The sequence below is a fragment of the Micromonospora sp. NPDC005194 genome (genome assembly GCF_040608335.1).
GTDB lineage: Bacteria > Actinomycetota > Actinomycetes > Mycobacteriales > Micromonosporaceae > Micromonospora.
The window spans coordinates 282,821-302,337 of sequence record NZ_JBEXIA010000002.1 but is presented as its reverse complement, the minus strand read 5'-3'; the positions used below and the strand labels follow the sequence as shown (position 1 = coordinate 302,337).

Sequence of the window (19,517 nt, the reverse complement as noted above, 5' to 3'; positions counted from 1 at the left end):
GTCTACAAACTCCAAAACCAGAACCGCTACCTCATGCTCGTCGAAGCCATCGGCTCCCAAGGCCGCTACTTCCGCTCCTTCACCGCCACCAGCCTGGGCGGCACCTGGACCCCCCAAGCCGCCACCGAAAGCAACCCCTTCGCCGGCAAAGCCAACAGCGGCGCCACCTGGACCAACGACATCAGCCACGGCGAACTCATCCGCACCACCGCCGACCAAACCTTCACCATCGACCCCTGCAACCTCCAACTCCTCTACCAAGGCCGATCCCCCAACTCCGGCGGCGACTACGGCCTCCTGCCCTACCGCCCGGGCCTGCTCACCCTGCGGCGCTGACGCTCCGCCACTCCACGACCCGGGGCGGGTTCGGCATGGCGCCGAACCCGCCCCGGGCCGTACGTCCCTCGGCCGCCGCGACGTTCGGGGCGGGTCCAGGCATGCCGGCGCTACCGCTGGTCGCCGTCCAGGTAGCGCAGCACCGCGGTGACCCGGCGGTCGGCCCGGTCGTCCGGCGGGAGCTGGAGTTTCGCGAAGATGCTGCGGATGTGCTTGTGCACCGCGCCGTCGGTGACGAACAGCCGCTCGGCGATCGCCGTGTTGCCGAGCCCCTCGGCCATCAGCCCCAACACCTCACGCTCGCGCGGCGACAGCTCGCCCAGCGCGGTGTCCGGCCGGCGGTTGCGGGCGAGCAACTGCGCCACCACCTCCGGGTCGATCACGCTGCCGCCGTCCGCGACGCGACGCAGCGCGGTGAGGAACTCCTCGACCCGGCCCACCCGTTCCTTCAACAGATAACCGAGCCCGGCGGCGCCGACCGAGAACAGTTCGGTGGCGAACGCCTGCTCCACGTACGCCGACAGGACCAGCACCGCGAGGCCGGGTCTGCGGCGGCGGGCCTCCACCGCTGCCACGATGCCCTCGTCGGTGTGGGTCGGCGGCATCCGTACGTCGACGATCGCCACGTCCGGCGCGTGCTCGTCGACCGCGACCAGGAACTCTCCCGGGGTGCCCGCCGTGGCGACCACGTCCAGCTCCTCCGCCCGCAACAGCAGCGCCAAACCCTCCCGCAACAGCGGGTCGTCCTCGGCGATCACGATCCGCATGGCAGCTCCACGTGCATCCTCGTCGGCCCTCCCGATGGGCTGGTCAGCGTCATTCGCCCGTCGTACGCCTCGACCCGCCGGCGGATGCCGGTGAGCCCGGAGCCGCGTGCCTCGTCGGCGTCGCCGCGCCCGTCGTCCTCGATGGTGACCAGCAGCCGGCCGTGCTCGCGGCGTACGGCGACGTCCACCTGGCTCGCCCCGCTGTGCCGAACCACGTTCGTCAGCGCCTCGGCCACCACGAAGTACGCGGTGGCCTCGACCGACGCCGCGCAGCGGACGGCCACGTCCACCGCGAGCCGGCACGGAACCGCGCAACTGCCGGCCAGGCCCGCCAGCGCCCCGGCGAGGCCCCGGTCGTCCAGTACGGGCGGCAGGATGCCGCGCACCACCGTCCGCAGTTCGCCGAGCGCCTGTTCCGCCGCGTCCTGCGCCTGCCCGAGGATCTCGTCGGCCCGGTCCGGGTCGCGCCGTACCGCCCGGCGCGCGGCGCCAAGCAGCACGTTGACCGCTACCAGCCGATTCTGCGTGCCGTCGTGCAGCGACCGCTCGATGCGGCGCAGCTCCAGGGCGTGGGCATCCAGCGCCGCGGCCCGGGTGGCGGTCAGCGCGGCGACCCGCAGCGACAGGTCGACCCCCGGCGGCGGGGGCAGCAGCCACCGGCCGGGCCAGGACTGGAAGCGGGCCAGCGCCGGACCGAACCCGACCGCGGCGACCAGCCAGCCCACCCCGAGCACCCCGACCACGAGCGCCTCGGACAGCCCGTCGATGCGCCACCAGCCGATCCCCGGTGCGCCGGCCTCGGGCGGGACCAGTCGGTACCACAGCGGGAACGTGATGTCCTGGAGGGCGTACAGCGGCAGGGCGAGGCCGACCAGCCCGGACACCAGGCCGGTGATCGAGTGGAGCGTGACCCAGCCGAGCTCCCGGCGGACGAACGGGTCGCGCACCGCCTCCCGTAGCTCCTCCGGCACCGGCCCGGGAGCCGGGATCGTCGTGCCCAGACGGGACAGCCGAGCGCGCTCCCGATCGGCCACCGAGCGCACCGTCCGCGACGCGCCGGGCGCCAGCCGCAGACCCACCCCGACCAGGCAGGCCAGTGCCACGACCACCACCCAGCACAGCGCGGCCAACGCCAGCAGCGCGGTGCCCAGCCCGCCGACGAGGTGTTCGAGGGCGTCGACCGAGGCGCGCACCCGGCCCCGCACGTACGCCATCGCCGCCCACCTCCCGCGCCAACATAGGCCACCGCGAGCCCGGCCGGCAGCGTCCGCGGCGGAAAGTACAGCCTGCTGTACCGCCGCTCGTCGAGCTGGCGGGATCGTCCCCGTCGGGGTCGCCCGCCTAGCGTCGATGGTGTCGTCGAACGTCACCGAGGGAGACAGTCATGACCGACCCGTACCGCATCATCGAGGCCCCGGCCGCCGCACCGGAACGGCCCGGCGGCCTGCTACGTCCGCTGCTGTGGCTGGTGCTCTTCGTCAGCGCGGCGATCAACGCGGTGCTCTCGAGCGTGGTGGACAGCCCGTGGATCGGCTCGGTGTTCGGCCTGGTCGCGGTGCTCTGCGCGGCGGCGCTGATCGTCCACCACCGGCGCAACCGCTGACGTCGTCCCGTCGACGGCGCTCGTTTCACGGGCGTCGGGACGGTCAGCGCTCGGTGGCGCTGACCGTCATGCGCTGGGTGCCGAGCACCGAGAGCAGGCGCAGCGCCTCCGCGGAAGGTGAGCCCGGCACCGCGGTGTGGATGACGAGCCGCTGGTCACGGTCGGCGATGTCGAGGACGTCGCAGTTCACGGTCACCGGGCCGACCAGCGGGTGCTGAAAGGTCTTGATCAGGGTGTGCTCGTCGTCGACGTCGTGCGACTCCCACAGTTCGCGGAACCGTTGGCTGCCCGCGAGCAGGTCGCGGACCAGCGCCGCCACCTCGGGGTCGTCGGGGTAGCGGGCGGCGGTGGCGCGTAGTCGCCGGGCCGAACTGCGGGTGAACTCCTCGACGTCGGACACCCCGTACAGCACCCGGCCGTCCGGGTGCGGGCCGAGGAAGGCGCGGCGAACCAGGTTGCGGTCACGTCGGGGCAGCGCCGAGAAGTCCTCCATCAACGCCGCCGCGAGATCGTTCCAGGCGATCACCTCGTAGCTGGCCGACGTCACGTGGGCGGCCGCCTGGGGCAACCGCTCGATCAGGTCGAGGATGCTCTGCCGCACCTCGTGCGGCGGTCCGGCGGGCGGGGCCGGCGGCCTGCCGGCCAGGTGGTGCAGGTGGTCGCGTTCGGCGTCGGAGAGGCGCAGCGCGCGGGCCAGGCCGGCCAGCACCTCGGGCGAGGGGTGCGGGGCGCGGGCCTGTTCGAGCCGGGTGTAGTACTCGATGGAGATGAACGCCAGCCGGGACACCTCCTCGCGTCGCAGCCCGGGCGTGCGGCGCCTGGTGCCGGCCGGCAGGCCCACCTCGGCGGGGGTGAGCCGCTCGCGCCGGCTGCGCAGGAAGAGGGCCAGCTCCTGTCGATTCACCCCTCAAGTGTGCGCCGCCGGACGGGCTCAGCCAGTGGCTCACCGCCTCCCGCACCGCGGCGTACGACCGGCTGCCCACCAACCCGCCCTCCTGGCTGGCCGACAACGGACCGCTCACCGCGCAGGAGAAGAGCACCCTGGACACCAACTTCCGCAAGCGTGCCCAGTCCGTGCAGGCGGTCGATCGGCTGATCGGCAACCTGCGCGCCCAGCTCACGACCAACGGCATCGCCGACAACACCTATGTCGTGTTCAGCTCCGACAACGGCTTCCACATGGGCGAGTACCGGTTGACCGGCGGCAAGCAGACCGCCTTCGACACCGATGTGCGGGTCCCGCTCGTCGTCGCCGGGCCGGGCGTCGTTCCCGGATCGCAGCGCACCGAGATCGTGCAGAACATCGACCTGGCACCGACCTTCCAGCGCATCGGCGCCGCCGACGTCGACACGCACGTCGACGGGCGCAACCTGCTTCCCCTCGCGCAGGGCGAGGCGGCGCCGAACTGGCGTACCGGGGCGCTGATCGAGCACCACGGCCCCAACCAGGCCGCCGACGATCCCGACGCCCAGGACCGCCGCAACGGCAGCCCGATCACCTACGAGGCTCTGCGGACCGCGACCTACACCTACGTCGAGTACTCCAACGGCGAACGGGAGTACTACGACAGGACCGCCGACCCGCACCAGCTCGACAACATCGCGGCCGGCCTTTCGGCCACGCGACGGGCCGCGCTGCACGGTGCCCTCACGTCGTACGTCGCCTGCCACAGCCACTCGGCGTGCTGGACGGCCGGTCACGTGCCAGCCTGACGAGCGCGGGTTCCCTGGCGGCCTCGACAGCCGTCCCGACGCCGGCTTCACTCCGCGGAGGTGACGACCCGCGCGAGTGGAGCCGCGCGGCCGGCTCGGTAGCGACCCGGCGTCGTTCCGATGATCGCGCGGAACGCCGCGATGAAACTGCTGGGGTTGGCCCATCCGCAGGCGTAGGCGGTCCGGGTGGTGTCCCAGCCGTCGGCCAGCAGCACGAGTGCGTGGTAGACCCGCAGCTGCGTCCGCCACTCGTAGAAGGTCATGCCGAGTTCGTCGCGGAACAGTCGGCTGAGGGTACGAGGGCTCACTCCGATCGTCTTTCCGAGTTCGGCCAGCGTGGCGTTGTCCGCCGGCGTCTCGTACAGCATCCGGGCGAGGGCTTGCAGGCGGTCGTCCCGCGGCTCCGGCCTGTCAAGCCCTATGCAATCCGGGTATAGGTTCGCTGGGTGGATGTGGTCGCCGCCTGCCGGGCCTTCGTCGCCGTCAGTGGCCACGGCAGCTTCACCCCCGGCGCCGCCGCTGCGGGCATCCCCCAGTCGGTCGCCAGTCGCCGCATCGCCGCCCTGGAGGAGCACTTCGGGGCGCGGCTGTTCGACCGGTCGTCCCGCGCGGTGCGGCTGACGTCGTTCGGCCAGGACATGCTGCCATCGGCCCGGCGCCTGGTCGACCTCGCCGATGCCATTGGCGACGACGCCCAGCGGGCACGGTTGCGCCCGCTGCGCGTCGCCGTACCCGAGATCTGCTCGCCACACCACCTCGCCGCTCTGGTGGTCGCGGCGCGGCGGCAGCAGATCCACCTGGAGGTACGGCCGGCCGGCCCGGCCGAGCGTGAACGGCTCTGTCGAACCCTGGAGGTCGCTGCCGGGATCGTGGCGGTTCCGGAGGCGGCGGCGTCTTGGCGGGTGCCGCTCGGACTGGCCGCCCGGACCCCCTTCCCGGCGCCGACGGTGTTCCTGGAGACGCTGCGCAGCGGCCGGGCCCGCACGCAGGCACGCCGGCGGATCCTGATCCAACCCGAGGACGACGTCGCGCACCTGCGGGACCCCCTGACCCGTGCCAGCCAGGCGGCCGGCCTGGTGCCGGCCCAGGTGGCGGTCGCGCCGTCCCTCGTCGACGCCGCGGCAGCGGCCCTCGGCTCCCCCGACCTGCTGCTCTGCTCCCGTCAACAGGCCGAGGACTTCGGACTGCACTGGTGTCCCCTCGCCGACCCCCGGCTCCTGCGAGGCTACGAGGTCGCCGCCGGCGTACGCGAGGACCTCGATCAGCTCAGCACGGTCCTCGACGCGGACATCGCACGATGCCTGGGCGCGACCGATGGCCACCCGGGGCCGGCCAGGGGTCGCACACGCGATGACCGCACGACGGGAGATCCCGCGTGAGCGCCACAGCCGTCGTCCGCAACGCCCAGGACCTGCTCGACGAGGCGGGGTTGCACGGCGCGTTCCTGGTCCGCAACCTCGACACCGGCGAGGAACTCGGCTTCGACGCGGACACCCCGTACCCGACGGCGTCGCTGGTGAAGGTGCCGCTGGCGGTCGCCGTGCTCGAACGGATCGCGCGCGGGGAACTCGACCCGGCGGCACCCGTCGACGTCCTGCCCGGTCGAATCACCACACCGGGCCCGACCGGGTTGAGCCGCTTCCGCCATCCGGCGCGGATCGCTGTGGACGACCTGCTCTACCTGAGCACCTCCGTCAGCGACGGAGTCGCAGCCGACGCCCTGTTCGACCTCGTCGGGCCCACCGAGGTCGCCGCCGAGCTGCGGCGACTGCGGATCGAGGGCATCGCCGTGCGACACCGGGTCGGCGACCTCGCCGAGACCCCGGCGGAACGTCTCGGCCCCGACGACGTACACCTGGCCCACGCCCTCGCCATCGGCGCCGGAACCCCCGGCCAGGGCCACCCGGTCGCCCAACTCGACGTCACCCGCGCCAACACCGGATCGGCCCGGGCCTACGTCGACCTGCTGCACGCCCTCTGGCGCCCCTCGACGATCCACGAGACCACCGCCGAGCGGGTACGCGCCCTGATGGGCGACAACCTGCACCGCCAGCGGCTCGCGCCGGACTTCACCTCCGACGCGTCCCGCTGGTCGTCCAAGACCGGCACCCTGCTGCACCTACGCCACGAGGTAGGGGTGGTGGACCACGCCGACGGTCAGTCGTACGCGGTCGCCGCGCTCACCGCCTCCCGGGTGCCCGCTGTCGCGCAGCCCGGCAGCGAGGCGACGATGGCACACGTCGCCCGGACACTGCACGACCACCTCCGCACGGGCACCCTGCCCTGGTGGAGTTAGTCAGCTGGTGGCCCGGGCGCACGCTCGGCGGCACGGCACACCGTCACAACGCGGCGACCACGACCTCCGTTGCCCTGGCGATGAGGGCGTTGTCGTAGCTGGCGTCCTTCTCGTCGCGGCTGGACAGCACCGCGAGGACGATCGGCGCCCGGTCCGGCGGCCAGATCACCGCGATGTCGTTGCGGGTGCCGTAGCCACCGGCACCGGTCTTGTCCCCGACGACCCAGCCATCGGGAACACCGGCGCGGATCAGCTCGCCGCCGGTGGTGTTGCCCCGCAGCCAACCATTGAGGATGTCGCGGTCCGCCGGTTCGAGGGCGTGGCCGACGGCGTACGCCCGCAGATCCTGGGTCAGGGCCCTCGCGGTGCTGGTGTCCCGCCGGTCACCTGGCCTCGCCTCGTTGAGCTCGGTCTCGTAGCGCGCCGGATCGGTGACCTTGTCTCCGACCTCGCGCAGTTCCTTCTCGAACTTCTGTGGTCCGCCGAGCTGACGCAACAGCAGGTTACCGGCGGTGTTGTCGCTGTAGCGCACGGCCGCGTCGGCGATCGCGCGCAGCGTCATGCCCTCGGCGACGTGCCGCTCCGTGATCGGCGAGTAGGTCACCAGGTCGTCCGCCGAGTACCGCACCACCCGGTCCAGCTCGACGTCGGTGGTCTCGTCGAGGACCTCGGCGGCGGCCAACGCCTTGTACGTCGAGCTGTACGCGAACCGCTCGTCGTCCCGGTACTGCACGGTTCGGCCAGTGCCGGTGTCGATCGCGTAGACCCCGAGCCGCGCGTCGAACCTCTCCTCCAGTTGCCGGAACTCGTGGTCCCGGTCAGCGGCGGTGGACGGGTTCACCGTTGCCGCACGGTCCCGCGTCGGCTGCTCGGCGGCATCGGCGGGGCCGCAGGCGGCCATTGACACCACTGCCAGCGCGGTTACCAAACCGTCTGTCGAAAACACCATGATCGCTCCTTGTCGGTGTCGTGAGGTCCGGCGCGGGCGGCGCCGGTCGGACAAGGCTCGACCCTGACAGGGATTCGGCATGCGGTCGAAGACGGAACTGGCGGTGTTCATGCTGATCTGGCATCGCCCGCGCCCTGACCGACCTCGCTCCACCGCTCGACTCGGACCCGTCAGGAGCTGGTCCCGCGAAGGGACCATCGGCGCACCAGAAGGCAGAAGCCCAGGGCGGGACCGGTCAGGCGGCTGCGACACGTCCGTAGCCTCGTCGACGACCCACTCAACCCCGGACGCCTCCGGTCGCGTCTCTCTCTGCATCCGCTCGTGATCGCGAGGCGGATATGACCTGGAGGTGGCGTGAGTCGGTACGAGGACGACGAACAGTTCCGGCTGTTCGTACAACGACAGTGGGGGCCGTTGCTCCGAACGGCCTACCTGCTGACCGGCGACCGGGGAACAGCGGAGGACCTGGCGCAGTCGGCGTTGGAGAAGACTCATCGGCGCTGGGGGCGGGTACTGCGCAGGGACGCCCCCGAGGTCTACGTACGCCGAGTGATGGTCAACACGGCGATCTCCTGGCGGCGTCGGCGGCGGCCGCTGGAGGTGCCGCTGCTGACCTCCGACAGCGCGTCGACGCCGGACGCGTACGCGCAGGTGGAGGAGCGGCAACTGCTCCTCACCGCGCTGCGGCGGTTGCCCCCCAGGACCCAGGCGGTTCTGGTGCTGCGCTACTTCGAGGACCTCAGCGAGGCGGACACCGCCAAGGTTCTCGGCTGTTCCATCGGCTCGGTGAAGAGCCAGGCGTCGCGCGGGTTGGCCCGGATGCGGGTGGAGTTCGCCCCACCCGCCTCCCAGTCCCCGGTACGGCTTGAGGAGGAACTGGCATGACCGAGAGCTTCGCAGATTCGACGCTCAGTCCTGCGCTATGGCAGGCCGCGCACGGCGTCAACGTAGCTGAGGACCCGTGGCCGGGGTTCGCCCGGCGCGAGCGACGGCACCGGCGGACGCGGCTGATGCGGGCGGTGGTGGCCGCTGCGGTCGGAGTCGCGCTCGTGGGGGTCCAGACCAACGTGGTGCCCCTGCCCGGATGGGCGCCTGGCATCGCGGTCGCTGCCGCCCCGACAGCGCTGCTCGACGCGCCGCCCCGGGGCGCGCTGGCCGGCGATCAGGCCTGGCTGGGCTCGCTGCGGGCGCGGATCAGCACCGACAGCCCGTTGGGTGGATGGAGCCCGGACGGCATCTGGAAGGTCGGCGATCGTGACCGGATTCGTTTGCTTTACGGCAGTGACCAGCCGGGCCAGCGGGTCGCGCTGGTCGCGGTGCCGCTCCGCCTCGGCCTACTGAGCAAGCAGGCGCTGGTCTGGTACGTGGGTCCGGCCGGGGCCGGTGCCGAACAGATGCGCTACGCCGGCCACAGCGAGGGCGTCGACGACCCGGTGATGACCCTGATGCAGGCCGGTCCCGACCGGGGCGGATTCGCGGTCGTCGTCGGGCCGGCCGAATCCACCGTGATGATCAGTGGCGACCCTCGGTACACACCGAGGGGAACCCTGGAGTACCAGGACCTCGCCAGGGCGGACGGCAGCGGGGTCGGGTTCGCCGTCCTGCCCCCCGCGCCGCTTCGGAACGAACCCGTCGTCCGGGTCACCCGTGGCGACCAGCTGCTCTACCAGGGGGGCCTGGGCGGCGGCCCGTACGACGCGATCGACCCGACCGGACCGGAGATGGACATCCTGCTCGCCGGCGCCCGACGGGGTGCCCGAGGTACGCCGCTGGACGATGCCAGCCTGCGCGACTTCGTCCAATCGGCACTCCTCGACAGTCGTCTCCCGGCTGCCGGGACGACAGTCCGGGTGCGTTGGTCGGGCAGCGGGCACGGCCAAGCCGCCACGCTGCTCACCGTGCAGCCTGCCGGCGGCGGGGTGATCGCGTACGCCAGACACGGCGACGACCGAACCGGCTGGTCGACCGACCTGCGGCTGCTGCTGCCGGCCGAGGGCGCCGACCAGCGACCAATCGGCTGGCGGATCCGGGCCGACAACGGCACCCGCACGCCGACGGACCAGGTGCGGGTGATCGCCCCGCCGGACGCAGCCCGCGTCACGGTCACGGTCGGCGGCGCACCCCCCGCCACGGTCACCCTCGACGCGTCGAACGCCGGCATCACCCGGATACCGCCGGACCAGCCGGCCACCCTCACCGCGTACTCCACGGACGGCAGCGTCCTCGGAGCCACTCCGGTGCCGCCGGTCGAGGCCGACATGTCGGGCCTGCCGGGCGACAGCCCGGCTACCCGGGTGACCCCCTGACGAACCGAAAGCGTGGGCGAGCCGTCCGAAGACGGCTCGCCCACGCCGCCGTCCGCAGTCAGGGTCCGCTTGACGTGGCACCCCCGGGCGGTGGCCCGATCCCCGGGAACGCGTCAACGGCGAACAGGTCGCCACGGTCACGCTTGTAGGCGTTGAGGGGGAGCAAGTTGATCTTGGCCATGCGCGGAGAGTAAGAAGGTCTTCACAGTCCTGGCTAGACAAGAAGAAGCCCCCTAGCGGCCGTTGGGCCTGCTAGGGGGCTGGATGTGCGCCCGAAGGGACTCGAACCCCTAACCTTCTGATCCGTAGTCAGATGCTCTATCCATTGAGCTACGGGCGCTCGTGCTCAGCCAGTCTACACACCCGGCTTTCGCGCGGAGACTCCGGGATTCGAACCCGGGAGGGGCTTTAAGACCCCAACCGCATTAGCAGTGCGGCGCCATAGACCAGACTAGGCGAAGTCTCCCTGGTGATCCGCAGACCACCGCGCCCGAGGATACAGGTCGCCACCCACCGGGAGCAAAACGACTTCCGGGGTACGGCCCGGTCCCCGTGTTTCACCCCTGTGCGGCGGCGTGATCGGGACTACGCTCCATCGATATGCAGGAGCAGCCGCCGAGCGAGCCGACCCGTCGAGAGCCTGCTGAAAGAGCGCGTCGACGCTCTCCGCGGCCCACCTTCACGCCGCCGACCGCCGCCGAGCAGCCCGACGAGACGACTGCGCCGCCGGCAGCCGCTCCGGCGAGCCCGCGTCCTCGACGGGCCAAGGCTGCCCCGGCCGTGCTGTTCCAGCCACCGGACCCCGAGCGCCCCCTGCCCCGCCAGCCGCGCCGCTCGTCTCCGGCATCGAGCGTCCCACCCGCCGCCGACCAGGCCAGCCCGCCACCTGACGCCTCACCGGCGGGCCAGGCCGGCCCACCGAATGACACCCCAGCCCGCGACCAGGCCGGCCCGTCGGTGAACACCCCGGCCGATGAGCAGGCCAGCCTGCCGGAGACCGCCCCAGCCACCGACCAGGCCAGCCCCTCCGACGGCACCCCGGCAGCGGAAATGGACCAGCCGGGCAACAAGCGGGCGACCCCCAAGGCCACCCCCAGCAAGAAGGCCACCTCAGCCGAGAAGGCCCTCCCGGCCAAGAAAGCCACCCCCACCCAGCGGGCCACCCCAGCCAGGCAAACCGCCCCGGCCGACGAGATCACCCCAGCCAGGAAGGTCACCCGAGCCAGGAAGGCCGCCCCGGCGATCAAGCGCAACGCCACGCCCGCGCAAGCCACCTCGGCGCCGCAGCCCTCGACCGCCATGGCCGGAGCAGAGCACGACCCGGTGCCGGCTTCGGGGCGTACCCCGGAATCGGATGTGCGGGCGGTGATCGCCCGCCTGCGCGACCACCCGGGCTTCGCGCCGGAGTTGCTGGCGCTGGAGGCGGTCCGGGCGCTCGGTCCCGGCGCGGCCGATTGGGCGCAGCGACTGCGGGCGCGGTATCCGGACGCTCCGGCGGACGGCCTGGCGCGGCTGGCGACGCGGCGGTACGTGCGGGCGGCCGGCGCGGGAGGGGCGGCGGCCGCGCTGGCCGGGCTCTTCGCGCCGCTCGCCGAGCTGGCCTCGGTGCTGTGGACGCAGGCCAACCTGGTGTTACGACTGGCTGCGGTGTACGGCAAGGATCCGACGCACAGTGACCGGGCCGCCGACCTGCTGGTGCTCACCCTGGTGCATCCGGACGCGACGAGCGCGCAGGAGGCCCTGCTCGCGGCACAGACGACTGGCGATCCGGTCGAGGGCGCCTGGCCGAGGGCGGCGGAGGCCGCGTGGCGGCTGGCGGCGCCGCTCACCGCCCAGGCGGGCGGGTGGGTGGCGTTGCGGTTGGCGTCCCGCCTGTTGCCGGGTGCGGCGGTGGTCGCCGCCACGTTGGGTGACGCGGCGGCGGCCGATCGGTTGGCCGCGCGGGCGGTGGCCGCCTACCGGCCGGGCCGGCGCTGAGCGGTCAGAGCCAGGTGAACCAGTCGCGGGGCAGCAGCGCGTAGCCGACGAAGGCGACCACGTCGAGCAGGGTGTGCGCGATGATCAGCGGCAGCACCCGGCGGGTTCGCAGGTAGAAAAGGCTGAACACGACGCCCATGATCGCGTTGCCGACGAACGCGCCGAAGCCCTGGTAGAGGTGGTAGCTCCCGCGCAGCAGCGCACTGGCCGCGATGATCGCGGCGAGCCGCCACTGGAGCTGGCGCAGCCGGGTGACCAGGTAGCCGACCACGATCACCTCCTCCAGCACGGCGTTCTGCACGGCGGAGAGGATCAGCACCGGAACCGCCCACCAGACGTGCGGCAGGGCCGCCGGCACCAGCGTGGCGTTGATGCCGAGCTGTGCCGCCGCCCAGAACAGGGCCAGGCCGGGCAGGCCGATCAGCGCGGCCAGGCCGGCACCCCGGGCCAGGTCCTGGCCGGGCCGCCGCGCGTCCAGGCCGAGGGTCCGCACCGGGTCGCCGGGGTCACGGCTGAGCAGGTGTACGGCGAGCAGCACGGGCAGCAGCGCGAAGACGATGCCGAGGAGCTGGTACGTCAGGTCCAGCCAGGGTCGGGCCGACGCCGAGGTGTTCAGTGACGCGGTCTGCTTGGAGAGCGGCCCCTCGGCGGTCAGCTTCGCGATGATCGAAACCACCGCGTAGACCGCGGACTGGCCGAGGGAGAGGCCGAGGACCAGCAGCGTCTCGGTCCCCAGGACTCGGCGGGACACCGGGCGGGTCAGCTCAACGGTCACCGCACCACTCTGCCCGACGGACGGCACCGCGGGCACGGCCGATCGGCCGGCGTGAACCGATCGCACATTCTGTGCGACCGGTGAGCACGCTCCGTGGAGATTCTATGAGCGCCCGATCCGCTGCCGTCTGGAGAAGGAGCACCGGTGGACAACGTCGCACGGTTGCTGAAGGAGAGCTGGACCCTCGTCGAGGAGGACCGGGAGCGGCTGAGCGGGCACTTCTACGCCCGACTGTTCCTGCTCGACCCCGCCCTGCGGCAGCTCTTCCCGGTGCAGATGACCGGCCAGGGTGACCGCCTGCTGGAAGCGATCATCACGGCGATCCACACCGTGGACGACCCGGAGAGCTTCGACGAGTTCCTGCGAGCGCTGGGCCGGGACCACCGCAAGTACCACGTCGACGACCGGCACTACGCCACGATGGGCGTCGCGCTGCTCGATGCGCTGCGCAGCACCGCAGGCGACGGCTGGAACCTGGAGTACGACCAGGCGTGGCGGGACGCGTACGCGGCGATCGCGGCGAAGATGGTGGCCGGGGCGGCCGACGACGACAACCCGCCGTTCTGGCACGCCGAGGTGCTGACCCACGAGCGGCACGGCTCGGACGTCGCCGTGCTGACCTGCCAGGCCCTGCAACATCCGCTGTCCTGGCGGGCGGGCCAGTACGTCAGCCTGGAGCTGCCCCGCTTTCACCCGCGGGTGTGGCGGAACTACTCGGTGGCGAACGCCCCGAACGACGACAACGTGCTGGAGTTCCACGTGCGGAGCCCCGGCGCGGGGTGGGTGTCCGGGGCGCTGGTCCGCCGCGTACAGCCCGGGCACCTGCTGCGCCTGGCGGCGCCGATGGGGTCGATGACCCTGGACCGCTCCTCCGAGCGGGACATCCTCTGCGTGGCCGGCGGCGTCGGGCTGGCGCCGATCAAGGCGCTGGTGGAGGAGCTGGCCGGCTACAACCGGACGCGCTGGGTGCACGTCTTCTACGGCGCCCGGCACGCGACGGACCTGTACGGGCTGGCCGGCCTGCAGGAGTTGGTGGCCGCGCACCCGTGGTTGTCGGTCACCGCGGCGTGCAGCGACGACCCCGACTTCGACGGCGAGTTGGGCGACATCCCGGACGTGGTGGCCCGGTACGGCCCGTGGACGACGCACGACTGCTACGTCTCCGGCTCGGCGCAGATGGTCCGGTCGACACTGCGGGTGCTGGCCGCCGACGAGGTGCCGCCGCCGAACATCCGCTACGACACGTTCGGCGATCTCTAGACGTTCCTCCCCCCACACCGGGGCGCGTGCCCCTGCCCCCTGGGGCACGCGCCCCGGTCCCCGCCCTGCTCAGTAGCGCCAGGGTTGCCCCGTCTCCCGGTATTCCTCCACCGGCACCAGCGGCACGCCGGGCGCCATCCGGTCGACGTAGAGCCGCCCCTCCAGGTGGTCGATCTCGTGCGCGACGAGCCGGGCCATGCCGAACTCGAACGAGGTGATGATCCGGCTGCCGTCGTACTGGGCGTGTTCCACGTCGAGTCGCAGCGGTCGGGGCACCAGACCGCGGTGGTCGAAGAAGGAGAGGCACCCCTCGTACTGCTCGTCGGTCTCCGGGTCGGCGTCGACCACCCGCGGGTTGAGCAGGACGACCGGTTCCGCCGTCCGGTCGGGGGGCCGGACCACGGCGGCGGCACGGCCGATGCCGAGCTGCGGTGCGGCGATGCCCACTCCCTTGCTGAACGGGTGCAGCTCGTCGAGCCGGGACAGCGCCATGGTGAGTCGGTCCACGACGTCCCGGGCCACAGGTTCCTCGCCGGGCAGGTCGAACTGCCGGACCTGCTGGCGGAGGAGATCGGCCCCACGCTGGACGATGCCGATCCCGCGCATCCGCTCGCTGGGGCGGACCCGGGTGCCGCCGGGGCCGACGTCCGGGTCGGTGTCCGGCCGAGCCCGAAAGCGCCACTGCATCCGGTAGCGGGCGTTGAGCGGCGCGGCGTCGGTCTGCCAGTCGTAGATCGCCCGGTCGCCCTCGTCGCGACGCTGCGGCGCCGTCCGCAGCGGGCCCTCCTCCGCGGAGAGCGAGGTCTCCACGCCCCAGACCTGCGGGTCGAGGGCTGCCGGCAGATCCAGGCGTACGGCGAGGTGCCGGGTGGGCAGCCGGACGGCCCGCTGGAACCAGGGGCCCCACTTCTCGTGCCCGACGCTGTACGCGTACTCGATGATGGCCCGGTCTCCGGGGTAGAGGGGGAAGCGCCGTTCGCCGTTCTCGAAGAGCAGCCAGATCTCCTTGAACGCGTCCCGGTCGTGTTTCGCCCGCCAGTGCATCGGCTCCGGGTCGCCGGCGCCGTCGTCGCGGCGGGCCTGCAGTTGCAGCTCGGCGAAGGTGAGCGGGTGTTCCCGGTGGTGCCGGTTGGAGCGACCGGGGTCGTTCGGGTAGCGGTCCACCGCGACGCGGACGAGGTAGCGGGTGACCGGCTCGGTGCCGGCGTTGTAGAGCTCGCGGCGGATGACGCATCGGTAGGCGTCGTCGGTGTGGGTGAGGGTGGCCAGTTCCCGCTCGACGACGAGGCCGGTGCCGGGGGGCAGCCACTGGCCGGGCAGCGGGGGTTCGCGGTGCGGTTGGCCGGACCGGGCGTGCCGGAGGTCGTCGTACTCCCGGAAGCGCTGCCAGATCGCGCCGCTGGCTTCCAGGACGGCCTCGGCACGGCGGGCGAAGTCTTCGGTCGGGCGGTGTCGGCGCCCCTCGACGTGGCTGACGTAGGACGGGTCGAACCCCATCAGGATGGCCAGTTGCTTCTTGGACAGGCCTCGCCCGGCACGATGGCGGGCAAGCTCGGCCGCGAAGGAGTCGGCAGCCCGTTCGAGGGGTGACGTCGTCATCGGCTTCCTCGTGGCCGGGAGTATTAGTTTCACGTTCCGTGGCGAAGCGCACACGCATCTGCCACCTTGTCGACACAACGCTTGACAATCCACCGACGGTGATCGATCCTGCGGCGGCGTTTTCGGAGGCCGGGCGCGGGTAGTACGCCGGGGCGCGGAGCGCTGCTCCCGCCGGGAGCCGAAGTGACCCGGACCTCCCGATCCGACCGAGGCAAGGCTTCCCTTAGACCGGCAGGCGTGGTTAGGCTAGCCTTAGCTCAGGACGACGTGCTCGTCCGCCGGGGCACGCTCCCGGTCACGCGGACGGGGGATGACACGGTGACAGCGGTGATGCCGAGGCGGGACGTGACCGCCACGCCGCTCGCCCCCGTCACCGCGGCGCTGCGGGCCATGTTCGGCACCGACGACCTTCCCGGTCTCGCCCGGGGCCTGCTGGTCGACGACGAGTTCGGTTGGACGCCCGCCACCACCCTGATCGACGGCACCCGCCTGCCGGAGCTGCTGCACGCGGCCAGCGTCCGCTGGGGTGGCACCCCGCACGCCTGCGCCGCGCTGGCCTGGAAGTCGTACAGCTACTGGACGGCGCTGCCGGTCGTGCTCGGCTGGGCCTCGGCCCGCCGGGTGCCGCTGCTCGACCCGTCCGACGTGCTGATCCACTTCGAGGACCACCGGCCCCTGCTCACGCTGGGCCTGCGCCACGGCACCACCGTGGCCGTGCTGCCGAGCGACCCGCTGGCGCTCTCCGGCCTGCCGGAGGTACGCGTCGTCGCCGGCGAGGCCGAGTTGCTGGCCGAGCTGCGTGCCTCCCTGCTCGACGCCCACCTGGCGCCGCTGATCGCCGCGATCCAGGCGGAGGTGCGGGTGGGCACCCGGACGCTGCTCGGCTCGGTCGCCTCCGGCATCGCGCACGGCATCCTCCGGGCCGCGGACGCGCTGCCGGGCTCGACGGTGCAGAGCATCGACACCCTGCTCGGCGCGCTCGACCTGGCTGACCTGGTCGAGCTGGTGCCCGGCCCGACCGGTGAGCCGAGCGTGCAGCGACGCACCTGCTGCCTGGCCTTCACGCTGCCCAGCCCGAAGGTCTGCCAGGGCTGCTGCGTCCGGCAGGGCTGATCCCGCGAGTCCAACTCCCGGGCCGGCCCCGCTCAGTCGGTCAGCGGCCGGACGTCCCACACCCAGACGCCGCCGGTGAAGACCGGTTGGATCCCGGTCAGCTCGGTCATTCCGCGACGCAGTTCCATCTCGTGCTCGTGCGGCCCGAGGATCACCACGCCGGCCCGCCAGTAGCGCAGGTCGTCGACCGCCTTGACCCGATCCTGCGGGGTGATCGGCGGCACCGCGCCGGTCCGTCGGATGGTGGCGAAGAAACTGCTGGTGGGCCGGGGCGGCGCGGTGAACAGCGCGACCTTCGGCGGCTCCGCGCTCGGGCGGGTGTCCGGTCCGAGGAAGTAGCCCCGGGCCAGCGGCATGTCCAGCCGGGTCGCGGCGGACCAGCGCAGCGGCTCCGCGTAGTTCGTGTCCGGCAGCGGCAACGTCACCACAGTGCGCCCACCAGCCAGGTACGGCCGCCACGCCCCGCTGGTCACGAAGGTGGGGACCGGGTCCAGCTTCACCACGGGCAGCGGGGTGGGCAGGATCGGCAGCAGGGCCATCGTCAGCACGGTCGCGGTGGCGAAGCGGATCTGCGGCCGAGCGGCCGGATGCGTACGGGCCAGTTCGCGGGCGCGTTCGGCGCCGTAGGCGAGCAGCACGCCGACGATCGGGGTGATCGCCAGCGCCCACCGGGTCGGCACCACCGAGTGCAGGATCGGCAGATTCTCCAGCGCGGCCCAGGGGCCCGGCACGCCGGTGCCGTGACCGACGAAGCGGATCTCCCGCCCGAGCGAGAGCACCGCGAAGAGCAGCCCGAGCCCGGCCAGCGCGAGCACCACCACCGACCGCCGCAGCCACCAGACCAGGGCGACCACCAGCACGAGCAGCGACCAGCCGAAGAAGCTGTTCTCCTCGGTCGGGTTCTTGGCCAGCCCGGCGGAGGTGCGCGGGCTGCCGGCCAGCGATTCCCGGGAGTACGCCACGAACGAGGCCAGGTCGCTGGAGTAGCCGCGGATCAGGCTGGACAGCCCGGAGTAGGCGCCGGGCCCGAAGAACTGCACGTACAAGGGGTACGCCAGCAGCAGACCCGCGACCACCGCGGCGACGGCCAGGCCCGCGAGGAAGGACCGGGCCCGTGACCGCAGGGCGGGGCGGCCGAGGGCCAGCGCGCCGACGATCACGCCGAGCCCGATCGCGGTCATCAGCAGGATCTCCAGGTTGAGAAACGCCTGCCAGACGATCACCAGAGCGAGCAGCACCCCGTTGCGCAGCCAGCGGCCGGGTTCGGCGAGCCGCAGCGTACGCCAGATGATCAATGGGACGACGAACTGCGACACGATGTTCGGGTGCCCGTTGGCGTGCGACACCATGGCCGGCGCGAACGCGCAGAAGCCCGCGCCCAGCCAGGCCGGCCCCCGGGCGCCGACCAGGACGCGGGAGAGCAGGAAGTACCAGGCGGTGGCGGTGGCGATCATTCCGAGGGTGAGAAAGAGCAGGAATGCCGCACGTGGCCCGAACAGCAGGGTGACCGGCGTCATTGGCAATGAAATGGATAATACGGACGTATTTGCCATGAGGTTGACGCCGTCCGGCACGTTCATCTGATCGGATTGGAACGGGTACGCAAAATGCGTGACCACTCGCGCACCGTGCGCCATCATCCATTCGAACTGTGACTGGTCGGAGCGGTTGTCTCGCACTCCGCTGCCCGGGTCCCACCAGAGACGCCCGGTGACCCAGAAGCCGAGCACCACGAAGCTCAGCACGGCGGCCAGATCGGCCCACTTCCCGTTACGGCGCAACCGATCGCCGCCGCCGGCCTCCTCCACCGGCGACGCGGTGGCCGGGCCGTCGCCGGGCGCGTCCGGTTCGGGAGTAGTCATGACAATTCATAGGGTAGTCAGCGTATGGCGGTGCCGTGACATGTTTCGGGGTACTGCCGTACTATGTGCCGGGTTCGCCGACCGCCGATCACGTGCCCACCCCCCGACCGCAATTCGGCCAACCGCTCCCCCGATTCTTCTGCCATCCAAGCGGATGATTCACTCTGTCGGTCCAGGCACGGTTCGAGTTCATATCGTGAGGAATCGACGCATGGCAGAAATCACTGGGGATCAGCGCGTCCAGTCCGAGGTGCTGGAGGGCCTGGCAACGGCCGTCAACCACCGCCGCTGGTTCGTCGAGCTGGCGGTGCCGTACCTCGGTGACGACCCGATCGAGATCGGCAGCGGCCTCGGTGACTACGCGCTGGAATGGTCGCAGCGGCTGCCCCGGTTCACCGCCACGGAGGCCGACCCCGACCGGCTGGTGCAGCTCAAGGAGCGCCTCGCCGCCCAGCCCGGCATCGACGTCCGGCAGATGCTGCTCCCGCACAACGACCGGGGGGACTACAGCGCCGCGGTCTCGTACAACGTCCTGGAGCACATCGAGGACCACGTGGGCGCGCTGCGCAGCATGCGCGACCTGGTCCGCCCCGGCGGCGCGGTGATCATCATCGTGCCGGCGTTCCAGTTCGCCATGAGCCCGGCGGACATCGCCACCGGCCACGTCCGCCGGTACACCAAGAAGACGCTCGGTGCGGCGATGACCGAGGCCGGCCTGACGGTGGAGAAGATCCACTACGCCAACGCGCTCGGGCTGATCGGCTACTTCATGGCCACCAAGGTCTTCCGGCTGATGCCGAAGGAGGGGCCGATGGTCAAGGTGTACGACACCCTCGTCCTCCCCGCCACGAAGGCCGCCGAACAGGTCGTCCGACCCCCGTTCGGCCAGTCCGTCTTCGCCGTGGCCCGCGTCCCCGCCTGACTCACCCCGCCCCGCGATCTTGCACTCGACCGTGAACGG

Annotated in this window: 19 protein-coding genes and 2 tRNA genes; 11 read left to right on the top strand and 10 right to left on the bottom strand. The window is 72.0% G+C overall.

The window, feature by feature from the left end; translation table 11 throughout:
• The coding region (locus tag ABZU53_RS03030) for a non-reducing end alpha-L-arabinofuranosidase family hydrolase (protein WP_355063519.1) at positions 1-336 on the top strand (336 nt) is incomplete at its 5' end.
• 110 nt (positions 337-446) lie between these two features.
• Here ABZU53_RS03030 and ABZU53_RS03025 read toward each other — a convergent pair.
• On the bottom strand, positions 447-1,103 hold the full coding sequence (locus ABZU53_RS03025; protein WP_354862894.1) for a response regulator transcription factor: 657 nt from the start codon (positions 1,101-1,103) through the stop codon (positions 447-449).
• Entirely contained in the window at positions 1,091-2,317 is a 1,227-nt protein-coding gene (locus tag ABZU53_RS03020) for a sensor domain-containing protein (RefSeq protein WP_355063517.1), read from the bottom strand. The genes ABZU53_RS03025 and ABZU53_RS03020 overlap by 13 nt, the downstream gene beginning before the upstream one ends.
• 170 nt (positions 2,318-2,487) lie before the next feature.
• Between ABZU53_RS03020 and ABZU53_RS03015 the strand changes: the two genes are divergently transcribed.
• Entirely contained in the window at positions 2,488-2,706 is a 219-nt protein-coding gene (locus ABZU53_RS03015; RefSeq protein ID WP_354862891.1) for a hypothetical protein, read from the top strand.
• A gap of 43 nt (positions 2,707-2,749) precedes the next feature.
• Here the strand turns inward: ABZU53_RS03015 and ABZU53_RS03010 are convergent, their stop codons facing one another.
• Positions 2,750-3,610 (bottom strand): helix-turn-helix transcriptional regulator, encoded by an 861-nt coding sequence (locus ABZU53_RS03010; protein ID WP_355063515.1) that lies wholly within the window; start codon positions 3,608-3,610, stop codon positions 2,750-2,752.
• A 71-nt stretch (positions 3,611-3,681) separates the two neighbouring features.
• Here ABZU53_RS03010 and ABZU53_RS03005 point away from each other — a divergent pair, with 71 nt between their 5' ends.
• Positions 3,682-4,419: a sulfatase-like hydrolase/transferase gene (locus ABZU53_RS03005; RefSeq protein WP_355063534.1), complete on the top strand. Its 738-nt coding sequence runs from the start codon at positions 3,682-3,684 to the stop codon at positions 4,417-4,419.
• A gap of 47 nt (positions 4,420-4,466) precedes the next feature.
• Here ABZU53_RS03005 and ABZU53_RS03000 read toward each other — a convergent pair whose 3' ends face one another.
• Positions 4,467-4,787, bottom strand: a complete 321-nt coding sequence (locus tag ABZU53_RS03000; RefSeq protein WP_355063513.1) for a helix-turn-helix transcriptional regulator — start codon at positions 4,785-4,787, stop codon at positions 4,467-4,469.
• A gap of 78 nt (positions 4,788-4,865) precedes the next feature.
• Here ABZU53_RS03000 and ABZU53_RS02995 point away from each other — a divergent pair, with 78 nt between their 5' ends.
• Together ABZU53_RS02995 and ABZU53_RS02990 are read left to right on the top strand one after the other, a co-directional pair.
• Positions 4,866-5,798, top strand: coding sequence for a LysR family transcriptional regulator (locus ABZU53_RS02995; protein ID WP_355063511.1), 933 nt, complete (start codon positions 4,866-4,868; stop codon positions 5,796-5,798).
• Positions 5,795-6,715: a serine hydrolase gene (locus ABZU53_RS02990; protein ID WP_355063509.1), complete on the top strand. Its 921-nt coding sequence runs from the start codon at positions 5,795-5,797 to the stop codon at positions 6,713-6,715. Before ABZU53_RS02995 ends, ABZU53_RS02990 begins: the two co-directional genes overlap by 4 nt.
• 43 nt (positions 6,716-6,758) lie before the next feature.
• Here ABZU53_RS02990 and bla read toward each other — a convergent pair whose 3' ends face one another.
• Positions 6,759-7,664, bottom strand: a complete 906-nt coding sequence (gene bla / locus ABZU53_RS02985) for a class A beta-lactamase (protein ID WP_355063507.1) — start codon at positions 7,662-7,664, stop codon at positions 6,759-6,761.
• A 354-nt stretch (positions 7,665-8,018) separates the two neighbouring features.
• Between bla and ABZU53_RS02980 the strand changes: the two genes are divergently transcribed.
• Both ABZU53_RS02980 and ABZU53_RS02975 read left to right on the top strand, forming a co-directional pair.
• A complete protein-coding gene (locus ABZU53_RS02980) occupies positions 8,019-8,549 on the top strand; it encodes a SigE family RNA polymerase sigma factor (RefSeq protein WP_355063505.1) in 531 nt (176 codons plus the stop codon).
• Positions 8,546-9,970 carry a hypothetical protein gene (locus ABZU53_RS02975; RefSeq protein WP_355063503.1) on the top strand — a complete coding sequence of 475 codons (1,425 nt, stop codon included), beginning with the start codon at positions 8,546-8,548 and terminating at the stop codon, positions 9,968-9,970. The genes ABZU53_RS02980 and ABZU53_RS02975 overlap by 4 nt, the downstream gene beginning before the upstream one ends.
• A 267-nt stretch (positions 9,971-10,237) precedes the next feature.
• On the opposite strand, the gene ABZU53_RS02970 is transcribed toward ABZU53_RS02975, so the two are convergent.
• Both ABZU53_RS02970 and ABZU53_RS02965 read right to left on the bottom strand, forming a co-directional pair.
• A tRNA-Arg gene (locus ABZU53_RS02970) sits at positions 10,238-10,310 on the bottom strand.
• Between the two features lie 35 nt (positions 10,311-10,345).
• Positions 10,346-10,436 (bottom strand) — tRNA-Ser (locus ABZU53_RS02965).
• A gap of 134 nt (positions 10,437-10,570) precedes the next feature.
• On the opposite strand from ABZU53_RS02965, the gene ABZU53_RS02960 reads away from it, so the two are divergent.
• The gene (locus tag ABZU53_RS02960; RefSeq protein WP_355063501.1) at positions 10,571-11,947 is read left to right on the top strand and encodes a hypothetical protein; all 1,377 of its coding nucleotides are present in this window, start codon (positions 10,571-10,573) and stop codon (positions 11,945-11,947) included.
• Positions 11,948-11,951: 4 nt separating this feature from the next.
• Here ABZU53_RS02960 and ABZU53_RS02955 read toward each other — a convergent pair whose 3' ends face one another.
• Positions 11,952-12,722, bottom strand: coding sequence for a CPBP family intramembrane glutamic endopeptidase (locus tag ABZU53_RS02955; protein WP_354857257.1), 771 nt, complete (start codon positions 12,720-12,722; stop codon positions 11,952-11,954).
• 144 nt (positions 12,723-12,866) lie between these two features.
• Here ABZU53_RS02955 and ABZU53_RS02950 point away from each other — a divergent pair, with 144 nt between their 5' ends.
• A complete protein-coding gene (locus tag ABZU53_RS02950; RefSeq protein WP_355063499.1) occupies positions 12,867-13,982 on the top strand; it encodes a globin domain-containing protein in 1,116 nt (371 codons plus the stop codon).
• Between the two features lie 69 nt (positions 13,983-14,051).
• Here ABZU53_RS02950 and ABZU53_RS02945 read toward each other — a convergent pair whose 3' ends face one another.
• Entirely contained in the window at positions 14,052-15,581 is a 1,530-nt protein-coding gene (locus tag ABZU53_RS02945; protein WP_355063497.1) for a peptide deformylase, read from the bottom strand.
• Positions 15,582-15,911: 330 nt separating this feature from the next.
• Between ABZU53_RS02945 and ABZU53_RS02940 the strand changes: the two genes are divergently transcribed.
• Positions 15,912-16,694, top strand: coding sequence for an IucA/IucC family C-terminal-domain containing protein (locus ABZU53_RS02940; RefSeq protein ID WP_354857362.1), 783 nt, complete (start codon positions 15,912-15,914; stop codon positions 16,692-16,694).
• A gap of 32 nt (positions 16,695-16,726) precedes the next feature.
• Here the strand turns inward: ABZU53_RS02940 and ABZU53_RS02935 are convergent, their stop codons facing one another.
• Positions 16,727-18,556, bottom strand: coding sequence for a hypothetical protein (locus ABZU53_RS02935; RefSeq protein ID WP_355063495.1), 1,830 nt, complete (start codon positions 18,554-18,556; stop codon positions 16,727-16,729).
• A 211-nt stretch (positions 18,557-18,767) separates the two neighbouring features.
• Here ABZU53_RS02935 and ABZU53_RS02930 point away from each other — a divergent pair, with 211 nt between their 5' ends.
• Positions 18,768-19,478 carry a class I SAM-dependent methyltransferase gene (locus ABZU53_RS02930; protein ID WP_354857265.1) on the top strand — a complete coding sequence of 237 codons (711 nt, stop codon included), beginning with the start codon at positions 18,768-18,770 and terminating at the stop codon, positions 19,476-19,478.
• Positions 19,479-19,517 lie beyond the last annotated feature (39 nt).